Genomic DNA, 23,727 nt, shown 5'->3' on the forward strand with positions numbered 1-23,727 from the left:
ATGCCTTGGGGACAAGGCAGGGCATGATTGATCCCAATCGCACCGCAGGACAGCGGCGGCTTGATCCGCGCCACAAGATGTTCAGCCCCGTCGCCCTGCATCTCGGCGATACGCAGACGCGGGCGCATTTTCTCGACCTTTCCTCCTCGGGCGCGCTTGCGCATTGCGAAACGCCGCCGTCGGCCGGCGCCTATATCATGGTCGAGGCCGCGGGAGTGCAGGCGAGCGGCCGTGTCATGTGGGTCGTCGGCAAGCGTTTCGGCATCCGGTTCAGCCAGCCCCTGACCGACCCGGCCATGGCCGTGCTGATCGAAGGCGCCTGACCCCTTTTACGCCCTCAACCCTTTTGCCGCCATTTCCGGAACAGCGACGCGCCCAGCAGGCCGCCGCCGACAAGCGCCGCGATCGCCCCGCCCGCACTCGCCAGAGCCCAGGCTCCGGCCGCCAGCAGACCGGTCAGGAAATCAACGATGATCAGCGTCAAATGGATCATCACCGTAGGAAGACATCAGTCCTGCCCAAGTTCCTTCGCTTCCTGATATTTGAGTTCCAGGAAGCGGTTCTGCACCGCCAGCTTGTCAAGGTCGCCGCTGGCCAGATTCTCGCTCATCCGCGCAATTTCGGCGTCGATCACCCCCAATCCATCGATCAACTGCCGTTCGGGAATGCGGCCGTTGCGCTCTTCCCGCCGCAGCGGTTCGGGAATGGACTGGTAGCCGGTGACGAGTTCGGGCAGGTGATCGGTCAGCAATTTCCGGATTTCCTGGGCCGCCGGATCCTGTTCGCCCAGCCGTTCGAGTTGCGGCGCCAGGGTTTCCAGCTTGACGCCGATGCTGTCGACCAGGGTAACGGCCGGTGCGGGCAGGGCCTTGCGCTGGTTTTCCAGCCAGATTTCGGTTTGCAGGGGCAAAGCCGTGAGGGCGGTATCCGCCAACGCCTCGGCGCGCACTTTTTTCTCGCCGGGGGCAATGGCAATCAGCAGCACCGCCGTCATCATGACGCCCAGCGCGATCATCACCCCGGTCGTGCCGAGCGGGGTGATGAAGCCCGCCACCGCGCTGGCGACCAGAACAGCGACGATCGCCCAAAAGGCAAATTTGACCTTCCGCATCAGCGCGGCATTGCGGCGGTGCCGGGCGCGCGCCGACAGGCTCTGTCCGCGCTCGCTGTGGCGGCGGAGAACGGCCTCCGCGTCGGCCAGCACGCGGTCGGAATGACTCATTTCTTCAGGCCTCGATCGAACTCAGCAGCGGATTATCGGCGCGGGCCTGGTTTGCGGCCTGCGCCTGCCCCTCGGCACGCGCGATATAGCCCTTCGACTTCTCGACCTCGTTCGACAGCGTGGTCACCGTCGTCTTCATATTCTCCAGCGCCTTCAGCTTGAACGTGTCGATATTGTCCATCGTATCGTAGATATTCTGGAAGGCGCGCTGCAGCGTCTCGATCGGAATGGTGCTGGACGCCGCCTGCTCGTGGATCTGCGCCGTCTGGTTCTTCAGCATCTCGCCCGTCGAATCGATCATGTTCGCGGTCGTCGTGTTGAGTGCGGTGATCTGCTCCAGCACCAGGCGTTGCCCGACCAGCGCCTGCGCCACGGTAACGGCGGTACGCAGCGCCGCGACGGTCGTCGTGCTGGCGCGATCGACACCCTTCACCAGTTCGACATTGTTCTTCTTGACGAGGTCCAGCGCCAGATAACCCTGCACCGTCACCGCCATCTGCGTCAGCAAGTCCTGCGTGCGCTGGCGGATATAGAAAAGCGCGCTTTCGCGGATCGCCTTGGCCTTGGTGGGATCGATCGAATCCAGTTCCAGCGCCTTGGCCTCCAGCCGGGCGTCCAGCGCCTTGCTGATATGGATCATCTGTTCCAGGCGACCCATCGTCGCCCACATATTCTGCCGCTCGACATCGATCGCGGCATTGTCCTTGATCAGCACGTCCTTGCCGCTGGCGAGCGATCCGAGGATTGAATTGATGTGGCTCTGCGCACTCTTGTAGCTGTCGAAATAGTCGCGCATCCGATTGCCGAAGGGGATCAGGCCGAACAGCTTTTTTGGTGCGGTCAAGCTGCCGCGCTTGCCGGGATCGAGATCTTCCACAGTACGGCGCAGCTCGGCCAGGTCCGCGCCGACCTTGCTGTCGCTGTCCATGGCGCGCACCGGCCGGTCCAGGAATCGGTTGGAATGCCCTGCGGCCTCGGCGATTTCCTTGCGCCCCATATTGGTGAGCTGGTCGACCCGCTGGCCGAATTCCGGCGAATTGGCGTCCTGCGCGACGAGATCGTCGATGAAGGCATCGACCTTCTCGTCGAGCTTTGACTTTTTGTCCTCGTCCAGCGGTACCAGGCCGGCCGCCTTTTCCGGCGCGACGGGCGGCACCGGATCGGGCGGGGTCAGGTTCAGCATATCGCCGGAAGTCGTTGCGGCAGCGGTTGGCGCGGTCGAAGCCATGTTATCTCCCAGAAGCGCGTGGCGGGTCCGCTGTCATATGTGCATAAAACAGTGGGGCCGCAAGTCTGCCACAGCGTTATAAGGGCGCCCTGGTTGCCATTGCAATCGTCTGAGGTCTGGTTAGGATAACTCGGACAAGATGAGCAGGGGGGATCAGATGAAAGGCCGGGAAGAAGCATGGGTGGCGGCGGTTGTCGCTGACCCCCGCTATCATGCACTGGTGGTGGCGCGCGCGCGGCTTGGATGGCTGCTCTCCATCATCATCTTCACGGCCTTTGCAGGTTATCTGCTGCTGATCGCGTTCGACAAGGCGCTGCTTGGCGCGCCGATCGGGACGGGCGTCACCTCCATCGGCATTCCCGTCGGTCTTGGCCTCATCCTGTTGGCGATCGCGCTCACGGGCGTCTATGTCGCCCACGCCAATCGCCATCATGACGCGCGGATGGCTGCGATCCTTTCGGATCATGCTCCCGCGCAGGAGTATGATGCATGAAGGGGTTTGTTACTGCCCTGGCGCTCCTGTTTCCCATCCCTGCCTTCGCCGCCGCGCTGGAGGGGGAGGCGCAGCGCCAGCCGTTGAACCTGGTCGCCATCCTCATGTTCGTCGCCTTTGTGGGCCTGACGCTCTGGATCACCAAGGCAGCGGCGGCGCGGACCCGTACCGCGTCCGACTTCTACACGGCGGGCGGCGGGATCAGCGGTTTCCAGAACGGCCTCGCCATGGCGGGCGACTATATGTCGGCGGCCTCCTTCCTCGGCATTTCGGCGCAGATCTTCAACGACGGCTATGATGGGCTCATCTACTCCACCGGCTTTCTGGTCGGCTGGCCTATCCTGCTGTTCCTGATGGCGGAGAGGCTGCGCAATCTGGGGCGCTACACCTTTGCCGATGTCGCTTCCTACCGCTTCGCCCAGCCACCGGTGCGCAGTTTCGCGGCGGTCAGCACCTTGCTGGTCGTTAGCTTCTACCTGATCGCGCAGATGGTGGGGGCGGGGCAGCTCATCAAATTATTGTTCGGCTTGCCCTATGCCGTGGCGGTGGTGATCGTCGGCGCGCTGATGATGCTCTATGTCCTCTTCGGCGGCATGCGCGCGACGACCTGGGTGCAGATCATCAAGGCAGTGCTGCTGCTGGGTGGCGCCAGCTTCATGGCGCTGATGGTGCTGGCGCAGATGGGCTTCAGCCTTGAAGCGCTGTTTGCCCGCGCGGTGGAAGTGAAGACTGAGGCCGCGCTTTCCAGCGGGGCCACGATGGCCGAAGCGGCGGAGCGGGGCCGGTCGATCATGGGTCCGGGCAATTTCATCAAGGATCCCGTTTCGGCCATTTCCTTCGGCCTTGCACTGATGCTGGGGACGGCAGGGCTGCCGCATATCCTGATGCGTTTCTTTACCGTTCCGGATGCGAAGGAAGCGCGCAAGTCGGTGCTCTGGGCGACCGGATGGATCGGCTATTTCTACATCCTGACCTTCATCATCGGTTTCGGCGCGATCGTGCTGGTGGGGACGGACGGCAACTATCTGGACGGAGAAGGCGCGCTCCGCGGCGGCGGCAATATGGCGGCGATCCATCTGGCGCATGCGATTGGCGGCAATGCCTTCCTGGGCTTCATTTCGGCGGTAGCGTTCGCGACCATCCTTGCCGTGGTGGCTGGGCTGACGCTTTCGGCGGCATCCGCGGTCAGCCATGATCTCTACGCTACGGTCTTCAAAAATGGTCGGGCGAGTTCGGCGGACGAACTGCGCGTGTCGCGGTTGACCACGCTGGCGCTGGGTGCGCTGGCAGTGCTGCTGGGACTGGTGTTCGAGAAGCAGAACGTAGCCTTCATGGTCAGCCTTGCCTTCGCGTTGGCGGCGTCGGGCAATTTTCCCGTGCTGATCCTCTCGCTGCTCTGGAGCGGCTGCACCACCCGTGGCGCGGCATGGGGCGGGACCATCGGCCTGCTGACGGCCTTTGTCCTGACCCTGCTGTCACCCGCGGTCTGGACGACCACCTTCGGTCTGGGACCCGCGCCTTTTCCCTATAGTTCGGCGGCGATCTTTTCCGTTCCGGCGGGTTTTCTCTCGATCTGGCTGATCTCTCTGCTTGACCGATCGCCGCGCGCTGCGGTGGACAGGGCGGGCTATACGGCGCAGCGGGTGCGGGCGGAAACCGGAATAGGGGCCTTCGCCGCGTCCGACCATTAAAGGCGGCGTCCGTCGTCGCGCAGAACTTGCCGCAGCGCGTCATTTCCTGTAGGGGCGCGCCCGATAGTCCTGAGCAGGCGCGGTGCCGGCCGGGAAACCTTAAATCCCGAAGGCAGTTGCATGTCCCTGCGTAATATCGCGATCATCGCGCACGTCGACCATGGCAAGACCACGCTCGTCGACCAGCTTTTCCGCCAGTCCGGCACCTTTCGCGACAACCAGCGCGTCGAGGAACGGGCGATGGATTCGAACGACCTGGAAAAGGAACGCGGCATCACCATCCTGGCGAAGCCCACCTCGGTCGAATGGAACGGCACCCGCATCAACATCGTCGACACGCCCGGCCACGCCGATTTCGGCGGTGAGGTGGAGCGCATCCTGTCCATGGTCGACGGCGTGATCCTGCTGGTCGATTCGTCGGAAGGCGCGATGCCGCAAACCAAGTTCGTGACTGGCAAGGCGCTGGCGCTGGGCCTGAAGCCCATCGTCGTCGTCAACAAGGTCGACCGTCCCGACGAGCGTATCCAGGAAGTGCTGGACGAGGTGTTCGACCTGTTCGTGACGCTGGATGCCACTGACGAGCAGCTCGACTTCCCGGTGCTCTACGCTTCGGGCCGCAACGGCTATGCCAATGAAGACCCGTCGTTGCGTTCGGGCACGCTGGAGCCGTTGTTCCAGAAGATCGTCGACCATGTGCCGCCGCCGGCGCTGGACGTGGACGCGCCGTTCAGCTTCCTGGTGACGTTGCTTGACCGCGACAATTTCCTGGGTCGTGTCCTCACGGGCCGCGTCAATTCGGGCACGCTGAAGGTCAATCAGGCGATCCATGCCATTGATGCGGACGGCAATGTGCTGGAAACCGGCCGTGCGTCGAAGATCCTGTCCTTCCGTGGCCTGGAACGCGTGCCGGTGGAAGAAGCCAGGGCGGGGGACATCATCTCGCTGGCCGGCCTGACGGTCGCGACCGTCGCCAACACCATCGCCGATCCGTCGGTCACCAGCGCGATCCGGGCCCAGCCGATCGACCCGCCGACCCTGTCGATGCGCTTTGCCGTCAATGATTCGCCCATGGCGGGCCGCGAAGGCAGCAAGGTGACCAGCCGCATGATCCGCGACCGCCTGATGCGCGAAGCCGAATCCAATGTCGCGATCAAGGTGACGGAATCGGCGGACAAGGACAGTTTCGAAGTCGCCGGTCGCGGTGAACTTCAGCTTGGCGTGCTGATCGAGACGATGCGCCGCGAAGGCTTCGAACTCGGCATTTCGCGTCCCCGCGTGCTGTTCGGCGAGGATGAGAACGGCAACCGGACCGAGCCCTATGAGACTGTCGTGATCGACGTGGACGATGAGTTCTCCAGCACGGTCGTCGACAAGATGAACCAGCGCAAGGCGGAAATGACCGACATGCGCCCGTCGGGCGGCGGCAAGACCCGCATCACCTTCTCCGCACCCTCGCGCGGCCTGATCGGCTATCACGGCGAATTCCTGTCCGACACGCGCGGCACCGGCATCATGAACCGGCTGTTCGAGAAATATGGCCCGCACAAGGGCAATATCGAAGGCCGCAAGAATGGCGTGCTGATCTCCAACGGCGTGGGCGAGGCGGTGGCCTATGCCCTTGGCCCGCTGGAAGAGCGCGGCGTCCTGATGGTCGGCGTGGGCGAAGCGCTCTACGAAGGCATGATCATCGGCCAGAACGCCAAGCCGGAAGACCTGGAAGTCAACCCGATGAAGTCGAAGGCGCTGACGAACTTTCGCGCTTCGGGCAAGGACGACAGCATCCGCCTGACCCCGCCATGGAAGATGACGCTGGAACAGGCCATCGCTTACATTGACGACGATGAAATGGTCGAGGTGACGCCCAAGAACATCCGTCTGCGCAAGCGCTATCTCGACCCGAACGAGCGCAAGCGCATGTCGCGGGCCAAAGCCGCCGCCTGATCTGGCGGAAGGACGAAAAAAAAGGGGCTGGCGTCGCGAGATGCCGGCCCTTTTTGCGTTTGGAAGGTCCGGAATGGGCCGTTTTCCGCCGAAGTTCACACCATATGCGCGCGCATGCGCGCCCGCGCGTAGCGTTCGGGGCAATGATTTCCACATGTCAAAGACGGAGCGGGAATAGGCAGGCCGGGGGGATGTAGGACAGGATAAAAATGGTGCCGGATCGCGGAATAGGATGCTTTTTCGCCCGCCGTGGCACGGAGGATACAGTTGGCGGGGCGAACCTTGCCTCCGGCCATCGTCCCGCTGCCAGCAAGGCCCGCATATCGCCTCCACAACCGCCTGTTTCACCTTCGCAAAGCTGCTGGCTTCCGTGCTGCGCGCTCTTTATGGTCGCGCAATTCTTTCTTCCCGCGAAAGCTCCTCATGCACCTCCTCACAGGCCTAGCCGGTATCGCGCTGATCCTTGCCATTGCCGTCGCCCTTTCTTCCGACCGCCGCGCCATCCGGCTTCGCGTCGTCGGCGCGGCATTCCTGTTGCAGGCGGGCATTGCCCTGCTGGTGCTTTATGTCCCCGCCGGACGCGCCGCCATCGCCGGCATATCGCGTGGCGTGGCGAACCTGCTCGGCTATGCGCAGGCTGGAACGGATTTCATCTTCGGCCCGCTCGCCAAGCCGGAGATTGGCGGCGCGAGCTTTGCCATTGCCGCCTTGCCGGTGATCATCTTCTTCGCCAGCCTGGTTTCGATCCTCTACCATCTGGGCATCATGCAGCAGATCGTGCGCTGGGTCGGCGGCGCGATCGAGAAGGTGACGGGCGTTTCGAAGGTCGAAAGTCTCTGCGCCGCCGCCAACATCTTCGTCGGGCAAAGCGAAAGCCCCCTCGTCATCCGCCCCTATCTGGCGGGACTGACGCCGCCGCAGCTTTTCGCGGTGATGACCAGCGGCATGGCGGGGGTCGCGGGAACCATATTGGCCGCCTATGCCGCCATGGGCATCAAGATCGATTATCTGCTGGCGGCGAGTTTCATGTCAGCGCCCGGCGGCCTGCTGATGGCGAAGATCATGATGCCGGACGAAGCGGACCGTGAACCCGAACTTCCGCTGGGCGATCATCCCGACATCGTCCTTCCTGAAAACCGGATCGGCGGCACCGGCCCCGCTGTGCTGGCGCCGGAGGAAATGTCGCGCGATCCGATGCCGTCCGCCGCCCATGATGAGGAGAAGCCGGCCAACCTGATCATGGCGGCCGCGCAGGGCGCGCAGACGGGCGTGAAGCTGGCCGTGGCGGTCGGCGCCATGCTGCTGGCCTTCGTTGCGCTGGTCGCACTGGCAAATGGCATATTGGGCGGCATCGGCGGCTGGCTTGGCTATCCCGGCCTCAGCTTCCAGCAGCTATTGGGCTATGTCTTTTCACCGGTCATGTATCTGCTCAACATTCCCTGGACGGAGGCGCAGGTGGCGGGCGGCCTGTTCGGCACCAAGGTCGTGCTCAACGAGTTCGTCGCCTATATCAACCTGGGGCAGGTGCAGGGTGCGCTGTCGCCCGCGACCGTCGCCATCGTCACATTCGCGCTTTGCGGCTTCGCCAATTTCAGCTCGATAGCGATCCAGATGGCCGTCACGGGCAATCTGGCGCCGAGCCAGCGCCCGGTGATCGCCCGGCTGGGGGTCAAGGCGCTGGTCGCGGGCAGCCTGGCCAATCTGATGAGCGCGGCGCTGGCCGGACTGATGCTCAGCCTGCGCTGATCGTTCCGAATTCATTTGCTGTCCTGCGAAAGTCAGGCTTCTGCCAGGACGAGTGAAAACAGCCCCTCCTCATCGCTCCATTCGCGCACCGGTTCCCAGTCACCGGCGCGCAGCAGCAGCCTTTCGTCGCGTGGGCCATATTTATGGCTGCTTTCGGTATGGATCGTTTCGCCCTCCGTCATGCGGAAGCATTGGCCCGCGACGTGGAAGTGAAGCGGCCGCACCGCTTCCAGATGCATTTCAATCCGCGCCTTGTCGTCGTTCCAGACGGCGCGATGGACGAAGCCGTCCAATGGCAGGTCGCCGTCCAGTTCCCGATTGATGCGCCTGATCAGGTTGAGGTTGAATGCTGCCGTCACGCCGGCTGCGTCATCATAGGCGGCGACCAGCCGGCCGCGATCCTTGATCCGGTCCATGCCGATCAGCAGCATCGCTCCCTCGCCGAGAAGGCGCCGCATCGCCCGCAGCAGGTTGACCGCCGCATGGGGTTCCATATTGCCGATGGTCGATCCGGGGAAGAAGCCAAGGCGTGGCAGCCCGTCGATCGCGGTGGGCAAGGCCAGATCGGTGTTGAAGTCGCCCACCAGCGGCAAAACCGGCAAGCCCGGAAAGGCCGATGCCAATTGCGCGCTCGACGCATGGAGGAAGTCGCCGCTGATGTCGACCGGCACATAGGCGGCCGGATCGATGGCGCGCAGCAGATGGGGGGTTTTGCGTGCACTGCCCGCGCCGAATTCCACCACGGCCCGGCCGGGGCCGATCGCGGCGGCGAAATCCCGGCCATGCCGCTCCAGCAGGGCGGTTTCCGTGCGTGTCGGATAATATTCCGGCAGATCGGTGATCGCTTCGAACAGTTCCGAACCGCGCTGGTCGTAGAACCAGATGGGCGGCGTCGCCTTGGGCTCGCGGGACAGCCCCTCGATAATGTCCCGCCGGAAGGCCGGATCGGGGGCGGGCAGCGATGGCGGGGCATTTTCGGTCAGGAGCATCGCCTCACAGATCCTTTGCCAGCCGCAGTCCGGTGAACTGCCAGCGTTGATGGGGGTAGAAGAAATTGCGGTAGCTCGCGCGCAAATGACCCCGCGGGGTGGCGCAACTGCCGCCCTTCAGCACGAACTGGCCGGACATGAACTTGCCGTTATATTCGCCCACCGCACCCTCGGCGGCGCGGAAACCGGGGTGGGGGCGATAGGCGCTGCCCGTCCATTCCCAGACGTCGCCGAACATCTGCGTCAGGGCGGAAGCACCATTCGCGGCGCGGGGGCGGGGGCAGGCCGCATCGTCCAACTGATTGCCGCTGGTAGGCGCGATATTGAGTGCCGCACTTTCCCATTCCGCCTCCGTGGGCAGTCGGGCGCCCGCCCATCGGGCATAGGCGTCCGCCTCATAGAGGCTGATATGGCATACCGGGGCGGCGGGATTGACCGGCTTGCGCCCGTCCAGGCCAAAGCGCGTCCAACCTCGTCCGTCCCGTCGCCAGTAAAGCGGTGCGTCGATCCGTTCCGCCTCTACCCAGGCCCAGCCGTCCGACAGCCAATGGGCGGCGTCGGCATAGCCGCCATCCTCCATGAAGCTGATCCATTCGCCATTGGTTATCGGCCGGTGCGCCAGGGCATGGGGGTGGAGAATCGTCTTGTGGCGGGGGGTTTCGCAATCGAAGGCGAAATCGCTCTTTCCGTCATCGCCGATCTCGACCAGGCCCTGCCGACCCTCGATCCAGTGGAGCGGGCCGGGAACGGGCGCCGGCAGCGCATTGGGCGCATCGTACAGGGCCGGCTCCAGCGGGTTCAGCGACAACAGATGCTGCATGTCGGTGAGCATGAGTTCCTGATGCTGCTGTTCATGATGAAGGCCGAGCAGCACCAGAGCCTGCGCATCGGGCATCAGCATCGGCAGCGCGGTGGTCAGCGCCGCGTCGACATGGGCGCGATAGGCGCGGATTTCGTCCAGCGTCGGGCGGGTGAGCATGCCCCGCATCGGCCGGGCGTGGCGTGGACCCTCGGCCTCATAATAGCTGTTGAACAGATAGGCGTAATGCGGGTCGAAGGGCGTGTAGCCCGCCACATTGTCGCGCAGGACGAAGCTTTCGAAGAACCAGCTCACATGGGCCAGGTGCCATTTGGCGGGGGAAGCATCGGCCATGGACTGGACCGTGGCGTCCGCGTCCGACAGGGGCGCGGCGATCGCCTCGCTCAACGCCCGCACTTCGCGGTAGCGGGTCAGGAGGTCGATCTGGCCCGGTGCGGTCCGGCTTCTTGCCATGCATGCCCCTTCGATACGGTTGCGCCGCTCTCAACCAATAATCGCATGAGGGGGCCTGTAGGTTCCGACCGTCCCCGGCGCATCCATGGGAATTGCTGGACAAGGGCGCGTCGCTTGACCAAATGATGGCCAGTCATGACCAAGCGCATCCTTCTCATCGTGTCGGGCGGCATCGCGGCCTACAAATCGCTGGAGCTGGTGCGGCTGTTGCGCAAGCGAGGCATCGCCGTGCGGGCGGTGCTGACGGAGAGCGCCGGGAAATTCGTGACGCCGCTGTCGCTGGGCGTGCTGACCGAGGATCATGTCTATGGCGACATGTTCGACCTCAAGGAAGAGCGGGAGATCGGCCATATCCAGCTTTCGCGGCAGGCCGACCTGGTGGTGGTCGCGCCGGCGACGGCGAACATACTTGCCAAGATGGCCGGCGGCATTGCCGATGATCTGGCGACCACGTTGCTGCTGGCGACCGACAAGCCGGTGCTTGCCGTCCCAGCGATGAACGTGCGCATGTGGCATCATGCGGCGACGCGGCGGAACGTTGCCCAGCTCAAGGCCGACGGCGTGCATGTGATGGAACCGGACAGCGGCGAAATGGCCTGCGGCGAATTCGGCAAGGGCCGTCTGCCCGATCCCGAGGCGATCGCGGCGGAAGTGGCGCGGCTGCTCGCCCGGCCGCTTGCCGCCGATCCGCTTGCGGGGCAGCCGGATTTCGAGACGGCGGATGCACCGCTCGCGGGACGGCATGTGCTGGTGACGGCGGGGCCGACGCATGAGCCGATCGACCCGGTCCGCTACATCGCCAACCGATCCTCCGGCAAGCAGGGCTTTGCCATAGCGGCCGCAGCGGCGCGGGCAGGCGCGCGGGTGACTTTGGTGGCGGGGCCCGTACATCTGCCGACGCCAGCGGGCGTAAGCCGCGTCGACGTGGAAACCGCGCGGGAGATGCTGGCGGCGGTGGAGGCCGCGTTGCCGGCCGATGCGGCGATCATGGTGGCGGCCGTCGCGGACTGGCGCACGGCCGATGCCGCGGATCAGAAGCTCAAAAAGGATGGCTCCGGCAAGCCGTCGCCCTTGGCCCTGGTGGAGAATCCCGACATCCTCGCCACGCTGGGCCGGCATGCGAAGCGTCCCACCCTGCTGGTCGGCTTTGCCGCCGAGACGCAGAAGATCGCCGAACATGCGCAGGCGAAGCTGGCGCGCAAGGGCGCCGACTGGATCGTCGCCAACGATGTGTCGGGCCCGCCCGGCTCCAGCGTGATGGGTGGCGATTCCAACAGCGTGCACATTGTTTCGAAGGATGGCGTCGAGAGCTGGGACCATCTGCCCAAGGATGCCGTCGCCACCCGCTTGATAGAAAAGGTCGCCCATGTCCTCTCCTCTTCCGCCCATTGAAATCCGCCTGAAGCGCCTGCCCCATGGGCAGGGCCTGCCGGTGCCGGCCTATGCCACGGCGCATGCGGCGGGGCTGGATGTCGTGTCGGCGGAGGACGTCACCCTCGCGCCCGGCGGCCGGCATGCGGTGGCGACGGGTTTTGCCATGGCGATTCCGGAAGGTTATGAAGTGCAGGTGCGGCCGAGATCCGGCCTGGCGCTGAAACATGGCATCAGCCTGCCCAACACGCCGGGGACGATCGATGCGGATTATCGCGGCGAGTTGAAGGTCATATTGATCAATCTGGGCGAGGAACCCTTTGTGATCGCGCGGGGCGACCGGATCGCGCAACTGGTCGCCGCGCCAGTGCAGGTGGCTCGCTTCGCCGAGGTCGAGGAACTGGACGAGACGGCGAGGGGCGCGGGCGGCTTCGGATCGACGGGGGTGCGTAACTGATGGCATCACTCCCCCTCACCGACGATCAGCTTGAACGCTATGCCCGCCATATCGTGCTGAAGGAGATTGGCGGCGCGGGCCAGGCGCGGCTGTTGTCGGCGGATGTGGCGATCATCGGTGCGGGCGGGATCGGCAGCCCGGCGATCCTCTATCTCGCGGCGGCGGGGGTCGGGACCATCCGGGTGATAGACGATGATATCGTCGCCCTCTCCAATCTTCAGCGGCAGGTGCTGTTCGACACCGACGCGATCGGCGCGTCCAAGGCCGAAAGCGCGATGGCGGCCGTTGCGCGGCTCAATCCGGACGTGAAGCTGATCCCGATCAATGCCCGTATCGATGCGGACAATGCCGCGCTGATGCTGCGGGACGCGGATGTGGTGCTGGACGGTTGCGACAGTTTCGCGACCCGGCTGGCGGTGGCCGATTGCACGCAAAAGCTGAGGATTCCGCTGGTTTCGGCGGCGGTCGGGCCATTTGAGGGGCAGTTGGCCACCTATCGCGGCTGGGAAGCGGGCAAGCCCTGCTATCGCTGCCTTGTCGGATCGCCGGAGGATGCGCCGGAGCGGAATTGTTCCGAAACGGGCGTGATCGGGGCGTTGACGGGCGTGATGGGCAGCCTGGCGGCGCTGGAGGTGATCCGCGCGCTGGTTCCCTTTGGCGAAGATATGGCGGGGCGCCTGCTGCTCGCCGACCTGCTGTCGATGCGGTTCCGGACCGTGGCGGTGCCCAAGGACGCCGCCTGCCAGGGCTGCGCCGCGGAACTATGCGCGAACTGAGGATCGTCGTCGCGACGGCGGATGCCGAGCGGCTGCGCGGCGCATTGGTGATGGCGGCGACCCAGGCGGCGCTGGGCGGCGGCGCGGTCCTGTTCCTGCAACTGGATGCGGTAGGGCTGTTGCGTATGCCCCTGGCAGCGCCCCTTGACGAAGCGCATCGGTCGGCGGGCCTGCCCTCGCTGGCGATGCTGATCGAAGAGGCGGTGGAATTGGGCGTGACCCTGCTCGCCTGTCAGAGCGGACTTGTGCTTTGCGGCATGTCGGCGGACGATCTGCCCAAGGGTGTGGAGGTTGGCGGGCCGGTCGGGTTCCTGCAGCAGACGAGCGACGAGGCCCGGCTGATATTCGTGTGAGGTGGCTGGCCCGTTCATGGGGCCGGGAAACGGGCGGTCTGCTGGAGACAATTGTCCTAGAAGGATTGGCCCCAGAATTTGGCGACCTTCGGATCGCTGGCGCAGGAGGTTCGCAGCGCCTGCCATTGCGCCTGATCCAGCGCCGGTCGGTAAGCTGTGCCCGGCTTGACGGCGGCGGCGAAGCGGCGGCGGCGTTCGGCGGAGAGCGGATGGGAGGAAAGCCAGCTCATCGCCCGCGCTTCCGTGCCTTCGTCCTTGCCGCCGATCCGATCGAAGAAGGCGGCAGTCGCGGCGGGCGAAATCCCGGCGGCGCGCATCTGGTCGATGGCGACCCCGTCCGCGGCAGACTCCGCGCCGCGGCCGTAGCTCAGCGACAATACGCCGTTCAGATAATTGCCCGCATTGCCCCCCGCGCCGCCCAGCACGACGCTGAGGCCAAGCTGGCGGATGAGGCCCGTCATCGTGTCGCGGTGGCGCACATGGCCCAGTTCATGGCCAAGCACGCCCGCGACTTCATCGGCGGACTTTGCCTGCTGGACCAGTCCGTCGAAGAGGATGATCCGTCCCCCCGGCAATGTTACCGCATTCACCATCGGAATATTGGCAAGTGCGATGTCGCGGGCCTCATGGCCCGGGTCGATCCGTGCCGCCAGTCCCCTGAGCGCGGCATCGCCCGCCGGCGTGTGGCAGAAACGGCCGCCGAAATCGCCCACCATGGCGTCGCCCATCCGGTTCTCCCAGGCGTGCGGGACGAGCGGGGCGATGGCGGCGGGTGCCTCGAGCGCGCCCCAGATGATGAGAGCGGCGGCGATGGTGAAGACGGCGGCCGCCGGCCACAGGCCGAAGCGGTCAATCCAGCGGCCATAGCGTTCGCCCTTCGGCAAATGGGTGGCGATGTCGGCTGGCGCTTCGCCGGAAAAGCCCATGCGCCAGCCGGGAACCGTCTTATGGCCATAGGCGGAACGATCACCCTGCAGGCCGATGACGGTGAGGTCGCTCCAGTCGGCGGGCAGGCCCGCCCAGCCGCTTTCCGGCTCCTCCAGCACAAAGCCCGTGCCGGCGGGTCGCAGCAGGACTTCGCGCCGGACCGCCGTCACGCCGTCATAATGCCAGAGCCGGAAGTCGGACATGCGGCTCAGAAAGCGCCCACGTCGAGCGCGTCCAGCAGGCCCTCGCCATGGCGGCTGGTCTTCGTCTGCGACTGGGTGAGTTCGTCGGTATAGATGGTGCCGGTCACGCCCATATGGGTGACGAAGAATTTCCAGTGCCGATATTGCAGGAAGATCGAACCGACGCCGAGCGTGCAGGCCACCAGTGCAATGTCACCCAGGAACAGCAATATCCAGTCCCTGGTCCGGGCGTAGAAATGGAAGTCGAGGCCGGTGAGCGACAGCCCTTCCACCGCTTCACGGAAGAAGCTGGCGTAGAAGGCGAGCGCGATGAGGCCGAGCCCCAGATAAAAGACCAGCACGAGCGCGATGATGCCTATTATGACCCCGGCCATGCGGGAGCCCACATTGTCCTGCCCCGGAAAGCCCACCATGGCGACCATCACCCCTCCGCCCACGAACAGCAGGATCGGCAGGAGGTAGAAGAGCAGGAAACGCCTGAAGGTCGGGCCGTGATCGCCCGCGGCTTCGAAGGCATGCGGGCCGAAGCTCATCTTGTTCCAGCGCTCGTTCCACAGCGACATCATCGACCAGGGGATGAGCAGTCCGAGAGCCAGGCTGCCCACTGCGGACTTCCACATATAGGAAATGCCGTAGCCAAAGCCCTGATCGTCGCTGCCGCCCCGGATGCCGTGCCACCATGTCCGGCTGAGCCGGTAGCGCAGCGCGCGGAAGCGGGCGAGGCCGACCATGTAGAAGATCGTCACGAACGCCGCGAGCGTCAGTATCGCGGCTATCCCCTGATGCCCCTGGAGGATCAGCGCCTGCGCGCCGAATTGCAGGAAGAGGAAGGGCAGGCCGATCAGCACGACCACCATCAGGAAGCCCAGGAACAGTTCCTTGCCCGTGCCCGTCCATTCCAGCCGGTCGTCGATGAAGCGCGTATTCGCCCAGAGATAGCGCCGCGTGCGCGTCGTCGCCCAGAAGCGGTATATGCCCAGCGTGACGATCGTCAGCAGCAGGTTGGTGAAGGCGATCGGCGCATAGTCGCGCCAGTTGCCCTCGAAAGCGAAGCCGTCGCCGCCTATGCGTTCCTGATCCATGATGCCCCCCTTTGGTCCCCGGTGGGAGAAGACTATGCCGGGGACCGTCGGTCAAGGGGTTTCATGGTTGTATGGAATGCTATCCCGCTGAAATCAGGCGGATCGGCATTTTACGGGTGATCAGAAGCTGGCGTAGCGTTCATTGCCGATGAAGCCGAGCTTCGTCACGCCTGACCGGCGGATGTCGGCCAGCACTTCATCCACCGTCACATAGCGGGCGCCGGCATCGGGCTGGAACTGCAACTCCGGTTCGGCAGGCAGGCGCAGCGAGGCGGCAAGATATTGGCGGAGCGTCAGTCGGTCGACGGCCCCGCCGTTCCAGCGGATGGTACCGTCGGCGTCGATGCCGACCCTGTTCTTGACGGTGTCGACCGGTGGTGGGATCAATTCCCTGGGGGTCTGCGGCAGGTCGACGCCGACGCTGTGCGTCTGGATCGGAATCGTGATGATGAACATGATCAGCAGCACCAGCATCACGTCGATCAGCGGCGTGGTGTTCATGTCCGACATTGGCGTTTCCCCGTCGCCTGGCCGGGGTCTTGCGAAGCTCAAGGCCATATGCATCCCTCCTGTTGAAATAATGATATAACAACACATACATCATGCACCGACCGCGATGCACTGACAAGAGGGCTTCTCTGGCAAGAGGGCTTCTATTGACAGGGCGGGCGGCCCATTTATGGGGAAGGCGCGGCCCTTTTCGGCTGCGCAACCTGCATTTCAACAGAAAGACCCCCCGTGTCCGCCATGCTCAAGATAACCCTGCCCGATGGTTCCGTGCGTGAAGTCGCGCCCGGCACTACCCCGGCGGACATTGCGGCGGCGATCGGGCCGGGCCTGGCCAAGGCTGCCATCGCCGCGCGCGTCGATGGCGAACTGCGCGACATCATGCGGCCGCTGGAGGCCGACGCGCAGCTGGCGCTGGTGACGGCGAAGGATGAGGCCGATGCGCTGGAACTGGCGCGGCACGACTTTGCCCATGTGCTGGCCGAAGCGGTGCAGGCGCTTTTTCCGGGGACGCAGATCACCTTCGGTCCGGCGACGGACGATGGTTTCTATTATGACTTCGCGCCTCCGGTCGTCGAAGGAAAGCAGCGGCCCTTCACGGAGGAAGACCTGCCCGCCATCGAGGCGAAGATGCGGGAGATCATTGCCGCCGACAAGCCGCTCAGGCGCGAAGTGTGGAAGCGCGAGGAACTGATCGCGCGCTGGCGGGCGGAGGGCGAGACGTTCAAGGCCGAATGGGCCGCCGAGTTGCCCGACGGCGAGGAACTGACCGTCTATTGGTCGGGTGGCGACTGGCTCGACATGTGCCGCGGACCGCATCTGGCCTCGACAGGCAAGCTCGATCCGGCGGCGTTCAAGCTGACCCGCGTATCGGGCGCCTATTGGCGCGGCGACCAGAAAAATGCGATGCTTTCGCGCATCTATGGCACCGGCTGGCTCAATCGTAAGCAGCTCGACGCGCATCTGACGCGGCTGGAGGAAGCGGGCAAGCGCGACCATCGCAAGCTGGGCGCGGAGATGGACCTGTTCCACCTTCAGCAGGAAGCGCATGGCAGCGTCTTCTGGCACCCCAAGGGTTATATCATCTGGCGCGAACTGGAAGCCTATATGCGCCGTGCCATCGATGCGGCGGGCTATCGCGAGGTGAAGACGCCGCAGGTGATGGACGCGCGCCAGTGGGAGCAGTCGGGCCACTGGGGCAAATATCGCGAGAATATGTTCGTCATCCCCGACGAAGTGCCCAATGTCGCGGATGAAGGGCCGCTGGTGTCGGACGATGCCGACTGGATGGCGTTGAAGCCCATGAATTGCCCGGCGCATGTCCTGATCTTCCGCCAGGGGATCAAGAGCTATCGCGACCTGCCCTTGCGTTTCTACGAAAATGGCTGCTGCCATCGCAACGAGCCGCATGGGGCGCTGCATGGCCTGATGCGCGTGCGCCAGTTCACGCAGGACGACGCGCACATCTTCTGTCGTGAGGACCAGATCGTGGAGGAGGTGCGGGCCTTCTGCGCGCTGGCCGACCGCATCTACAAGGATTTCGGCTTCACCTACTCGATCAAGCTCGCCCTGCGTCCGGAAAAGCGCTTCGGCAGCGATGCGATGTGGGACCAGGCGGAAAATGAACTGCGCGACGCGGTGGCGGCGGCAGGCCTCAACACGCCCGAATTTGGCTGGGAGGAACTGCCGGGTGAAGGCGCCTTCTATGCGCCGAAGCTGGAATGGCACCTGACCGATGCGATCGGGCGGACGTGGCAGGTCGGTACGATCCAGTCGGACCGGGTGCTGCCGGAGCGGCTGGACGCATCCTATGTGGGTGAGGATGGCGAGCGGCATCGGCCGGTGATGCTCCATCGCGCGATCTTCGGCTCCTATGAACGGTTCATCGGCATCCTCATCGAACATTATGCCGGCCGTTTCCCGCTCTGGCTGGCGCCGGTGCAGGCGGTGGTGGCGACCATCGTGTCCGATGCGGACAGCTATGCGAGCCAGGTGGTGGAGAAGCTGCGGGCGGCCGGCATCCGCGCCGAAACCGACGTCCGCAACGAAAAGATCAACTACAAGGTGCGCGAGCATAGCCTTGCGAAAGTGCCGAATCTGTTGGTCGTCGGCCGCCGGGAGGCGGACGAAGGGACGGTGGCGCTGCGCGAGCTGGGCAAGGAAGGGCAGAGCCTTCTTTCTCTCGATGATGTCATCGCCCGTCTTGCAAAGGAGGCACGGGCACCCGATATGCGGTGAGGCAGCAATGCCACATGGGACCGGCAAATCAGCGATTGCGGACTTGCCGGCCCTTTCGGCTTTGCGCTAGAGGCTGCTCCGATTGAGTCGGATCACTCTCTAGCTCGTCTTTTGCCGTATCCGCGATCGGTTGGTTGTTCCGGCTGATCGCAAAATGCGCGGGAGTCCGCCGGAGCCGTTTCGTAATTGCCATAGGAGAAGCCACTATACGTCCCCCGATGATGCGCCGTCCCATGGCGCCGCCGCCGAAGTCCGGTCCCCGTTACAACGAGTTCATCAACGTGCCCAAGGTGCGCGTGATCGATGACGAAGGCGAAAATCTGGGCGTGATGTATACGCAGGAAGCGATCGAGCGCGCCTATGAGCTGGGGCTGGACCTGGTCGAGGTGTCGCCCAACGCCGATCCGCCAGTGTGCAAGTTCCTGGACATCGGCAAGTACAAGTACGAGGCGCAGAAGAAGGCGAACCTTGCCCGCAAGACCCAGAGGACGCAGGAGATCAAGGAGATCAAGATGCGTCCGAACATCGACGATCATGACTATGATACGAAGATGAAGAAGGTCCATGACTTCATCGGCGAAGGCGACAAGGTGAAGATCACCTTGCGGTTCCGTGGCCGTGAATTGTCGCATCAGCAGCTGGGCATGCAACTCCTCCAGCGCGTGGCGGAGAATGTAGGCGAGATCGCGAAGGTCGAAGCCTATCCCCGCATGGAGGGGCGCCAGATGCTGATGGTGCTGGCGCCGAAATAAGCTTGCCGATTTTCGGTGATTTTGTCGGGCGGGGTCTGGAAGCAGGCTCCGCCTGAACTGTTTCCGGTGCGGCTTCTGGATGACCCTTGAGGTGGCCTCGGCATGGATCATGCCGATTGAGGGCCGGGAATTACCGCAGGCTGACGGCTGGCCGCTCGGCGCGCTGGATCTGACCGCGGCCCGAATTTTTCGCGCGATAGAGCGCCTCGTCGGCCTTGCCGATCGCCGTCATCACCGGGCCGCCCCGCCAGGCGCATAGCCCGACGGAGAAGGTGATCGGTTGTCCGTTCACCGTGCCCACGGGCTCTCGCCGCATCCGTTCCGCAATGCGGGCCAGCGACCAGCTTGCCTCCTCCTCTATGGCGTCCTGATAGAAGATCGTGAAAGCCTGTCCGGCCCAGCGGGCGATGATGTCGACGCGACGGGTCTGCGACGACAGGCGCGTGGCGAAATCAACGAGCACGCGATCCCCTTCCTCATGACCGAGCATCTCGTTGACCTGCGTGAAATGGTCGAGGTCGATGATCGCGATGCAGCCCTTGCGCCCGGCCAGCGGCAGCGCGTCGAGCTGCGCCAGGAAGCCGCGACGGTTGGGAATGCCGGTCAGCGCATCCTCATTGGCCGCGATGTTCAGTGCGTCGATCTGTTCGCGCGTCGTGGCGGCGGGGCCGCGCACGCGGTGGAAGAGCCTGGTGAAGATGTCGCTCATTTCCCGCAGCGTCGGTGCCCAACGCTTGCGTTCCGGCTGCTCCACCGGGTTCAGCGCGTTCACCTGCCCGTGGAGCGGGTCCAGCAGCGCGCCAATGCCGATCAGCGCTCCGGCAGCCCCCGCCATGGTCGCCAGCGTCAAGATGATGAACTCCGCCCAGGCGATCCGCCCCGTCGCCGTGCCCCACAGGATATAGCCGAGCAGCGGCAGATGGGTGGTCGCAAGGCAGAGGGTCAGGAGGCGAAGCCGCAAGGGGCGGGGGAAGATGAAGGAAGTCGCGAGGTAGAATTGCATCCCTGGGCCCTGTCGTAGCGATCGGGCCAAAATTGGGGCGGCGCGTAAAGAGGCGGTGAAGCAACAGGGTTAACGCCTGGCGCAGGGACGAACCGTGCTGCCCATGAGTCGAATGGCGTCGATTGCCGGGAAATCGCTTCAGCGCGACGCGCCCGGCACCCATTTGACATCGCCCGCGCCATTGCCGTTAAGGCGCCGCGCCATCACGAACAGCAGGTCGGACAAACGGTTGAGATAGGCCAATGCCTGCGGATTGATCGCGACCTCGACGGCTGCGGCGGTGGCCGAGCGTTCGGCGCGGCGGGTGACGGCGCGGGCCAGATGCACGGCGGCGGCAGCGGGCGAGCCGCCGGGCAGGACGAAGCTGTCCAGTGGGGCCAGATCGGCGTTCATCGCATCGATCTGCTGCTCCAGCCGATCGATCTGGGACGAGACGATCCGCAACGCCCAGGGTTCGTCCCCCCCCTCCGGCATAGGTGTGGCCAGGTCGGCGCCCAGGTCGAACAGGTCGTTCTGGATGGTCGTCAGCCAGCCCGCCTCCGGCCTGTCGCCGATCGCGATGACGGCGAGGCCGATGGCGCTGTTCGCCTCATCGACGTCGCCTACCGCCTGCATGCGCGGCGCATGTTTGGGCAGGCGGGATCCATCCACCAGCCCGGTCGTGCCCGCGTCCCCGGTGCGAGTGTAGATCCTGTTCAGCTTCACCATGACGGGCGGGCGCTCAGCCGTGGCCCTTCATCAGCAGCAACAGCGCCACGATGATCACCGCCACTGCCTGAAACAGGATGCGGTTCATCATCATCCTGTTCTGCTTGAGGCTGGATGGACTGGGTCCGCCTTCCGGCGAGTTCAACTGTTCCTTGGTCGCCTGCAGAAAGGCGATGATTCCCCGGATCAGGGCGAACAGGGTGGCGCCCATGGCCAGGATGAGGGCGATGACGAGCAGCGTGTTCATGAGATCGAATCTAGGCGCTGCCCAGGGAAATGCCAATCGGAAAGCGCGCATGGCGCAGATCGTCGGCCAGGCGCTGCGGGTCCATGCCCTCCGCGCGCAGATCGGCCAGGCCGATCGATCCGTCGCGCTTGGCCAGCCGCCTGCCGTCCGGCCCGACCAGCAGGGGATGGTGGACATAGAGGGGGGAGGGCAGGTCGAGCAGCGCCTGGATAAGGCGATGGATGTCGGTCGCGGGGCGCAGATCCTCGCCGCGCAATATATGGGTCACGCCCATCGCCGCATCGTCCAGCGTGCAGGAAAGATGATAGCTGGCGGGCGCATCCTTGCGCGCCAGCACGACGTCGCCCGCGGCAAGCGGTCCGGCAGGGACGGCCGTTGCCACATCGTCATTCGGCGGGAAGGGCAGGGCATGCCATTGCAGCGGGCCCGCCCGCGCGACCGCCCGCGCCATGTCGATCCGCCATGCATGGGGATGGCCGGCCGCGATCCGGCTTGCCCGATGCGCATCGTTCAGCCCGCGACATGTGCCGGGATAGACCGGCCCCTCCGGCCCGTGCGGCGCCGTCGCGCTGGCGGCGATGTCGGCGCGGGTGCAGAAGCAGGGATAGAGCAGGCCCATGGCCTTCAGTCGTTCCAGCGCCGATTGATAATGGTCGAGCCGCGCCGACTGGAACACGATGTCCCCGTCCCAGGCGATGCCCAGCCAGCGCAGATCCTCGATGATGCCGGCGACATGCTCCGGCCGGCTGCGGGTGCCGTCTATATCCTCGATCCGCAGGCGGAAGGACCCACCCCGCGCCCGCGCCAGGTCCATGGCCAGCAGCGCCGACCAGCCATGGCCGACATGCAACCTACCCGTGGGGCTTGGCGCAAAGCGAGTCACCATATGCTGTGGTCGTGCCGATTGAGTCATACAGGCCCTTGACGGGATGGGGTCGATGATGCTGTCATGCTGTCGTCACCTTTCTGATCGATCAGGGCGGTGGCGAAAGGGGGTTGAAGGGTAATATATGTACCATCCCGACCTGATACGACATCCGGAAAACTGTCCGGCTTTGGTCCTGAATGCGGACTACACGCCTTTAAGCTATTATCCGTTGAGCCTGTGGCCCTGGCAAACCGCCATCAAGGCGGTTTTTTTGGATCGGGTGGACATCGTCGCCAGCTATGAGCGGCAGGTGCACAGCCCCAGCGTCCAGATGCAGATACCTTCCGTGATCGCGCTGAAGCAATATGTGAAGCCGTCGGAACATCCAGCCTTCACCCGGTTCAACCTGTTCCTGCGTGACAAGTTCGCCTGCCAATATTGCGGTTCCCCGAACGACCTGACCTTCGACCATGTCATTCCGCGGCGCGCGGGCGGGCGGACGACCTGGGAAAATGTCGCCACGGCCTGTTCGCCCTGCAATCTGAAGAAGGGCGGGCGGACGCCGAAGGAGGCGCATATGCAATTGCATGTGACGCCGATCCGTCCGACGAGCTGGCAATTGCAGGAACATGGCAGGGCCTTCCCGCCCAACTATCTGCACGAAAGCTGGCACGACTGGCTCTATTGGGACGTGGAACTGCTGGCGTAAAATCCCTTGCCGGAGGGGATGCCGTCAATCCAGGCCCGGCAGCCAATCCAGGTCCATATCCTTGTGCCGGTTGGTATAATGGCCGATTTCCTCCAGCCGCGCCATGTCGCGCAGGGTGATCCGTCCATTGGCCCGGCTGATCAGCCCTTCCTGTTCCATCTGCCGGATCATCCGGTTCACGTGGACGGAGGTGAGGCCGATCGCGTCCCCGATCTCCTCCTGCGTCAGCTTGAGGTCGAAGCTGTCAGTGATGCCATCGTCGGTCACCCGCAGGCGGTCGAATATGTCGAGCAGGAAGGATGCCACCCGCGCCTTGGCAGAGGTGCGTCCCAGGGAGGCGAGCCGGTCCGTCAGCGCGACCCGTTCCGCATTGGAAAGCAGGAACAGCAGCGCTGCGACGCGGGGATATTCCTCCAGCAGACGGCGCAGCGCGTGCTTGTCGAACGGGCAGATGATCGCATCGGACAGCGCAACCAGCGATTCCGGCGCCCGGCTGTAGATCGTGCTGGCCGATCCGATGAAATCGCCGGGGAAGTAGACGCGCAGGATCTGACGGCTTCCGTCGGGCAGGATCACGAAGCTCATCACCCGTCCTTCGCGCAGGACGAAGAGTTCGGTCACCATTTCGTTGACGCGTTGTATCATCGCGCCGCGCTTTACCTTGCGGGGATTCTCCTCCAGCCTTGTAAGTGCCTTTTTTTCTGCATCGGACAGGGCCACATGCTTCGCCAACCTGTCCGCGAAACAACTTGTTGCCACCAAAACACCTTTTTGCTTGCATTGTCGTTACGATGGCAAAACGCCCCACGCGTCTTTTGGCTGCATTTGCGCAAACTGCACTAAACTCGATCAATAATGGGCGGACGAACGCACAAATGTTTCAATTGTGCGCGGAAATATGTCCGGGAATGGACAGCCGCGCCGACCGCCTTGCGGAAACCGT

Annotated in this window: 25 protein-coding genes; 12 read left to right on the forward strand and 13 right to left on the reverse strand. The window is 64.4% G+C overall.

Features of this window, described 5'->3' with window-relative positions:
* Positions 1-23: 23 nt before the first annotated feature.
* The gene (locus ACN9MX_RS14595; RefSeq protein WP_363739332.1) at positions 24-323 is read left to right on the forward strand and encodes a PilZ domain-containing protein; all 300 of its coding nucleotides are present in this window, start codon (positions 24-26) and stop codon (positions 321-323) included.
* Between the two features lie 14 nt (positions 324-337).
* On the opposite strand, the gene ACN9MX_RS14600 is transcribed toward ACN9MX_RS14595, so the two are convergent.
* The 3 genes from ACN9MX_RS14600 to ACN9MX_RS14610 are packed head-to-tail and all read right to left on the reverse strand — an operon-like array spanning position 338 to position 2,450.
* A complete protein-coding gene (locus ACN9MX_RS14600) occupies positions 338-496 on the reverse strand; it encodes a hypothetical protein (protein WP_167706561.1) in 159 nt (52 codons plus the stop codon).
* Positions 497-508: 12 nt separating this feature from the next.
* The gene (locus ACN9MX_RS14605; RefSeq protein ID WP_426387187.1) at positions 509-1,222 is read right to left on the reverse strand and encodes a hypothetical protein; all 714 of its coding nucleotides are present in this window, start codon (positions 1,220-1,222) and stop codon (positions 509-511) included.
* 4 nt (positions 1,223-1,226) lie between these two features.
* Positions 1,227-2,450 carry a toxic anion resistance protein gene (locus tag ACN9MX_RS14610; RefSeq protein ID WP_363739336.1) on the reverse strand — a complete coding sequence of 408 codons (1,224 nt, stop codon included), beginning with the start codon at positions 2,448-2,450 and terminating at the stop codon, positions 1,227-1,229.
* A gap of 157 nt (positions 2,451-2,607) precedes the next feature.
* On the opposite strand from ACN9MX_RS14610, the gene ACN9MX_RS14615 reads away from it, so the two are divergent.
* From ACN9MX_RS14615 to ACN9MX_RS14630, 4 genes are all read left to right on the forward strand, one after another.
* Complete coding sequence (locus tag ACN9MX_RS14615) at positions 2,608-2,943, forward strand: DUF485 domain-containing protein (RefSeq protein ID WP_426387188.1); 336 nt, start codon at positions 2,608-2,610, stop codon at positions 2,941-2,943.
* Positions 2,940-4,634 carry a cation acetate symporter gene (locus tag ACN9MX_RS14620; RefSeq protein ID WP_426387189.1) on the forward strand — a complete coding sequence of 565 codons (1,695 nt, stop codon included), beginning with the start codon at positions 2,940-2,942 and terminating at the stop codon, positions 4,632-4,634. Before ACN9MX_RS14615 ends, ACN9MX_RS14620 begins: the two co-directional genes overlap by 4 nt.
* Positions 4,635-4,754: 120 nt before the next feature.
* Positions 4,755-6,575: a translational GTPase TypA gene (typA, locus tag ACN9MX_RS14625; protein ID WP_363739342.1), complete on the forward strand. Its 1,821-nt coding sequence runs from the start codon at positions 4,755-4,757 to the stop codon at positions 6,573-6,575.
* Between the two features lie 423 nt (positions 6,576-6,998).
* On the forward strand, positions 6,999-8,321 hold the full coding sequence (locus ACN9MX_RS14630) for a NupC/NupG family nucleoside CNT transporter (protein ID WP_363739343.1): 1,323 nt from the start codon (positions 6,999-7,001) through the stop codon (positions 8,319-8,321).
* Between the two features lie 32 nt (positions 8,322-8,353).
* On the opposite strand, the gene egtD is transcribed toward ACN9MX_RS14630, so the two are convergent.
* Both egtD and egtB read right to left on the reverse strand, forming a co-directional pair.
* Positions 8,354-9,310 (reverse strand): L-histidine N(alpha)-methyltransferase, encoded by a 957-nt coding sequence (gene egtD, locus ACN9MX_RS14635; protein WP_426387191.1) that lies wholly within the window; start codon positions 9,308-9,310, stop codon positions 8,354-8,356.
* A gap of 4 nt (positions 9,311-9,314) precedes the next feature.
* On the reverse strand, positions 9,315-10,583 hold the full coding sequence (gene egtB / locus ACN9MX_RS14640) for an ergothioneine biosynthesis protein EgtB (protein WP_363831042.1): 1,269 nt from the start codon (positions 10,581-10,583) through the stop codon (positions 9,315-9,317).
* A gap of 135 nt (positions 10,584-10,718) precedes the next feature.
* Between egtB and coaBC the strand changes: the two genes are divergently transcribed.
* The 4 genes from coaBC to ACN9MX_RS14660 are packed head-to-tail and all read left to right on the forward strand — an operon-like array spanning position 10,719 to position 13,540.
* The gene (gene coaBC / locus ACN9MX_RS14645) at positions 10,719-11,975 is read left to right on the forward strand and encodes a bifunctional phosphopantothenoylcysteine decarboxylase/phosphopantothenate--cysteine ligase CoaBC (protein ID WP_426387192.1); all 1,257 of its coding nucleotides are present in this window, start codon (positions 10,719-10,721) and stop codon (positions 11,973-11,975) included.
* Positions 11,950-12,411 carry a dUTP diphosphatase gene (gene dut, locus ACN9MX_RS14650; RefSeq protein WP_133653433.1) on the forward strand — a complete coding sequence of 154 codons (462 nt, stop codon included), beginning with the start codon at positions 11,950-11,952 and terminating at the stop codon, positions 12,409-12,411. The genes coaBC and dut overlap by 26 nt, the downstream gene beginning before the upstream one ends.
* Positions 12,411-13,187 carry a HesA/MoeB/ThiF family protein gene (locus ACN9MX_RS14655; RefSeq protein ID WP_133653432.1) on the forward strand — a complete coding sequence of 259 codons (777 nt, stop codon included), beginning with the start codon at positions 12,411-12,413 and terminating at the stop codon, positions 13,185-13,187. The genes dut and ACN9MX_RS14655 overlap by 1 nt, the downstream gene beginning before the upstream one ends.
* A complete protein-coding gene (locus tag ACN9MX_RS14660; RefSeq protein WP_363831034.1) occupies positions 13,175-13,540 on the forward strand; it encodes a DsrE/DsrF/DrsH-like family protein in 366 nt (121 codons plus the stop codon). Before ACN9MX_RS14655 ends, ACN9MX_RS14660 begins: the two co-directional genes overlap by 13 nt.
* 56 nt (positions 13,541-13,596) lie before the next feature.
* On the opposite strand, the gene ACN9MX_RS14665 is transcribed toward ACN9MX_RS14660, so the two are convergent.
* The 3 genes from ACN9MX_RS14665 to ACN9MX_RS14675 form a co-directional block, all read right to left on the reverse strand.
* Positions 13,597-14,670, reverse strand: coding sequence for a M48 family metallopeptidase (locus ACN9MX_RS14665; RefSeq protein WP_363739354.1), 1,074 nt, complete (start codon positions 14,668-14,670; stop codon positions 13,597-13,599).
* 5 nt (positions 14,671-14,675) lie between these two features.
* A complete protein-coding gene (locus tag ACN9MX_RS14670; protein ID WP_426387193.1) occupies positions 14,676-15,752 on the reverse strand; it encodes a YjgN family protein in 1,077 nt (358 codons plus the stop codon).
* 120 nt (positions 15,753-15,872) lie between these two features.
* Positions 15,873-16,310, reverse strand: a complete 438-nt coding sequence (locus tag ACN9MX_RS14675) for an ExbD/TolR family protein (protein WP_133653428.1) — start codon at positions 16,308-16,310, stop codon at positions 15,873-15,875.
* Positions 16,311-16,499: 189 nt separating this feature from the next.
* Between ACN9MX_RS14675 and thrS the strand changes: the two genes are divergently transcribed.
* Complete coding sequence (gene thrS / locus ACN9MX_RS14680) at positions 16,500-18,497, forward strand: threonine--tRNA ligase (RefSeq protein ID WP_363739555.1); 1,998 nt, start codon at positions 16,500-16,502, stop codon at positions 18,495-18,497.
* Between the two features lie 218 nt (positions 18,498-18,715).
* Positions 18,716-19,249, forward strand: a complete 534-nt coding sequence (gene infC, locus ACN9MX_RS14685; protein WP_133653427.1) for a translation initiation factor IF-3 — start codon at positions 18,716-18,718, stop codon at positions 19,247-19,249.
* Positions 19,250-19,379: 130 nt separating this feature from the next.
* Here the strand turns inward: infC and ACN9MX_RS14690 are convergent, their stop codons facing one another.
* From ACN9MX_RS14690 to gluQRS, 4 genes are all read right to left on the reverse strand, one after another.
* Positions 19,380-20,252, reverse strand: coding sequence for a GGDEF domain-containing protein (locus tag ACN9MX_RS14690; RefSeq protein WP_426387194.1), 873 nt, complete (start codon positions 20,250-20,252; stop codon positions 19,380-19,382).
* Positions 20,253-20,390: 138 nt separating this feature from the next.
* Positions 20,391-20,960, reverse strand: a complete 570-nt coding sequence (locus ACN9MX_RS14695) for a cob(I)yrinic acid a,c-diamide adenosyltransferase (RefSeq protein WP_426387195.1) — start codon at positions 20,958-20,960, stop codon at positions 20,391-20,393.
* Positions 20,961-20,973: 13 nt separating this feature from the next.
* Positions 20,974-21,207 carry a twin transmembrane helix small protein gene (locus ACN9MX_RS14700; protein ID WP_133653424.1) on the reverse strand — a complete coding sequence of 78 codons (234 nt, stop codon included), beginning with the start codon at positions 21,205-21,207 and terminating at the stop codon, positions 20,974-20,976.
* 10 nt (positions 21,208-21,217) lie between these two features.
* Positions 21,218-22,093: a tRNA glutamyl-Q(34) synthetase GluQRS gene (gene gluQRS / locus ACN9MX_RS14705; protein ID WP_426387196.1), complete on the reverse strand. Its 876-nt coding sequence runs from the start codon at positions 22,091-22,093 to the stop codon at positions 21,218-21,220.
* Between the two features lie 124 nt (positions 22,094-22,217).
* Here gluQRS and ACN9MX_RS14710 point away from each other — a divergent pair, with 124 nt between their 5' ends.
* Positions 22,218-22,784 (forward strand): HNH endonuclease, encoded by a 567-nt coding sequence (locus ACN9MX_RS14710; RefSeq protein WP_025549923.1) that lies wholly within the window; start codon positions 22,218-22,220, stop codon positions 22,782-22,784.
* A gap of 24 nt (positions 22,785-22,808) precedes the next feature.
* On the opposite strand, the gene ACN9MX_RS14715 is transcribed toward ACN9MX_RS14710, so the two are convergent.
* On the reverse strand, positions 22,809-23,546 hold the full coding sequence (locus tag ACN9MX_RS14715) for a Crp/Fnr family transcriptional regulator (RefSeq protein ID WP_363739363.1): 738 nt from the start codon (positions 23,544-23,546) through the stop codon (positions 22,809-22,811).
* Between the last annotated feature and the right edge of the window lie 181 nt (positions 23,547-23,727).

Source organism: Sphingobium sp. R-21 (assembly GCF_049913335.1).
Classification (GTDB): domain Bacteria; phylum Pseudomonadota; class Alphaproteobacteria; order Sphingomonadales; family Sphingomonadaceae; genus Sphingobium.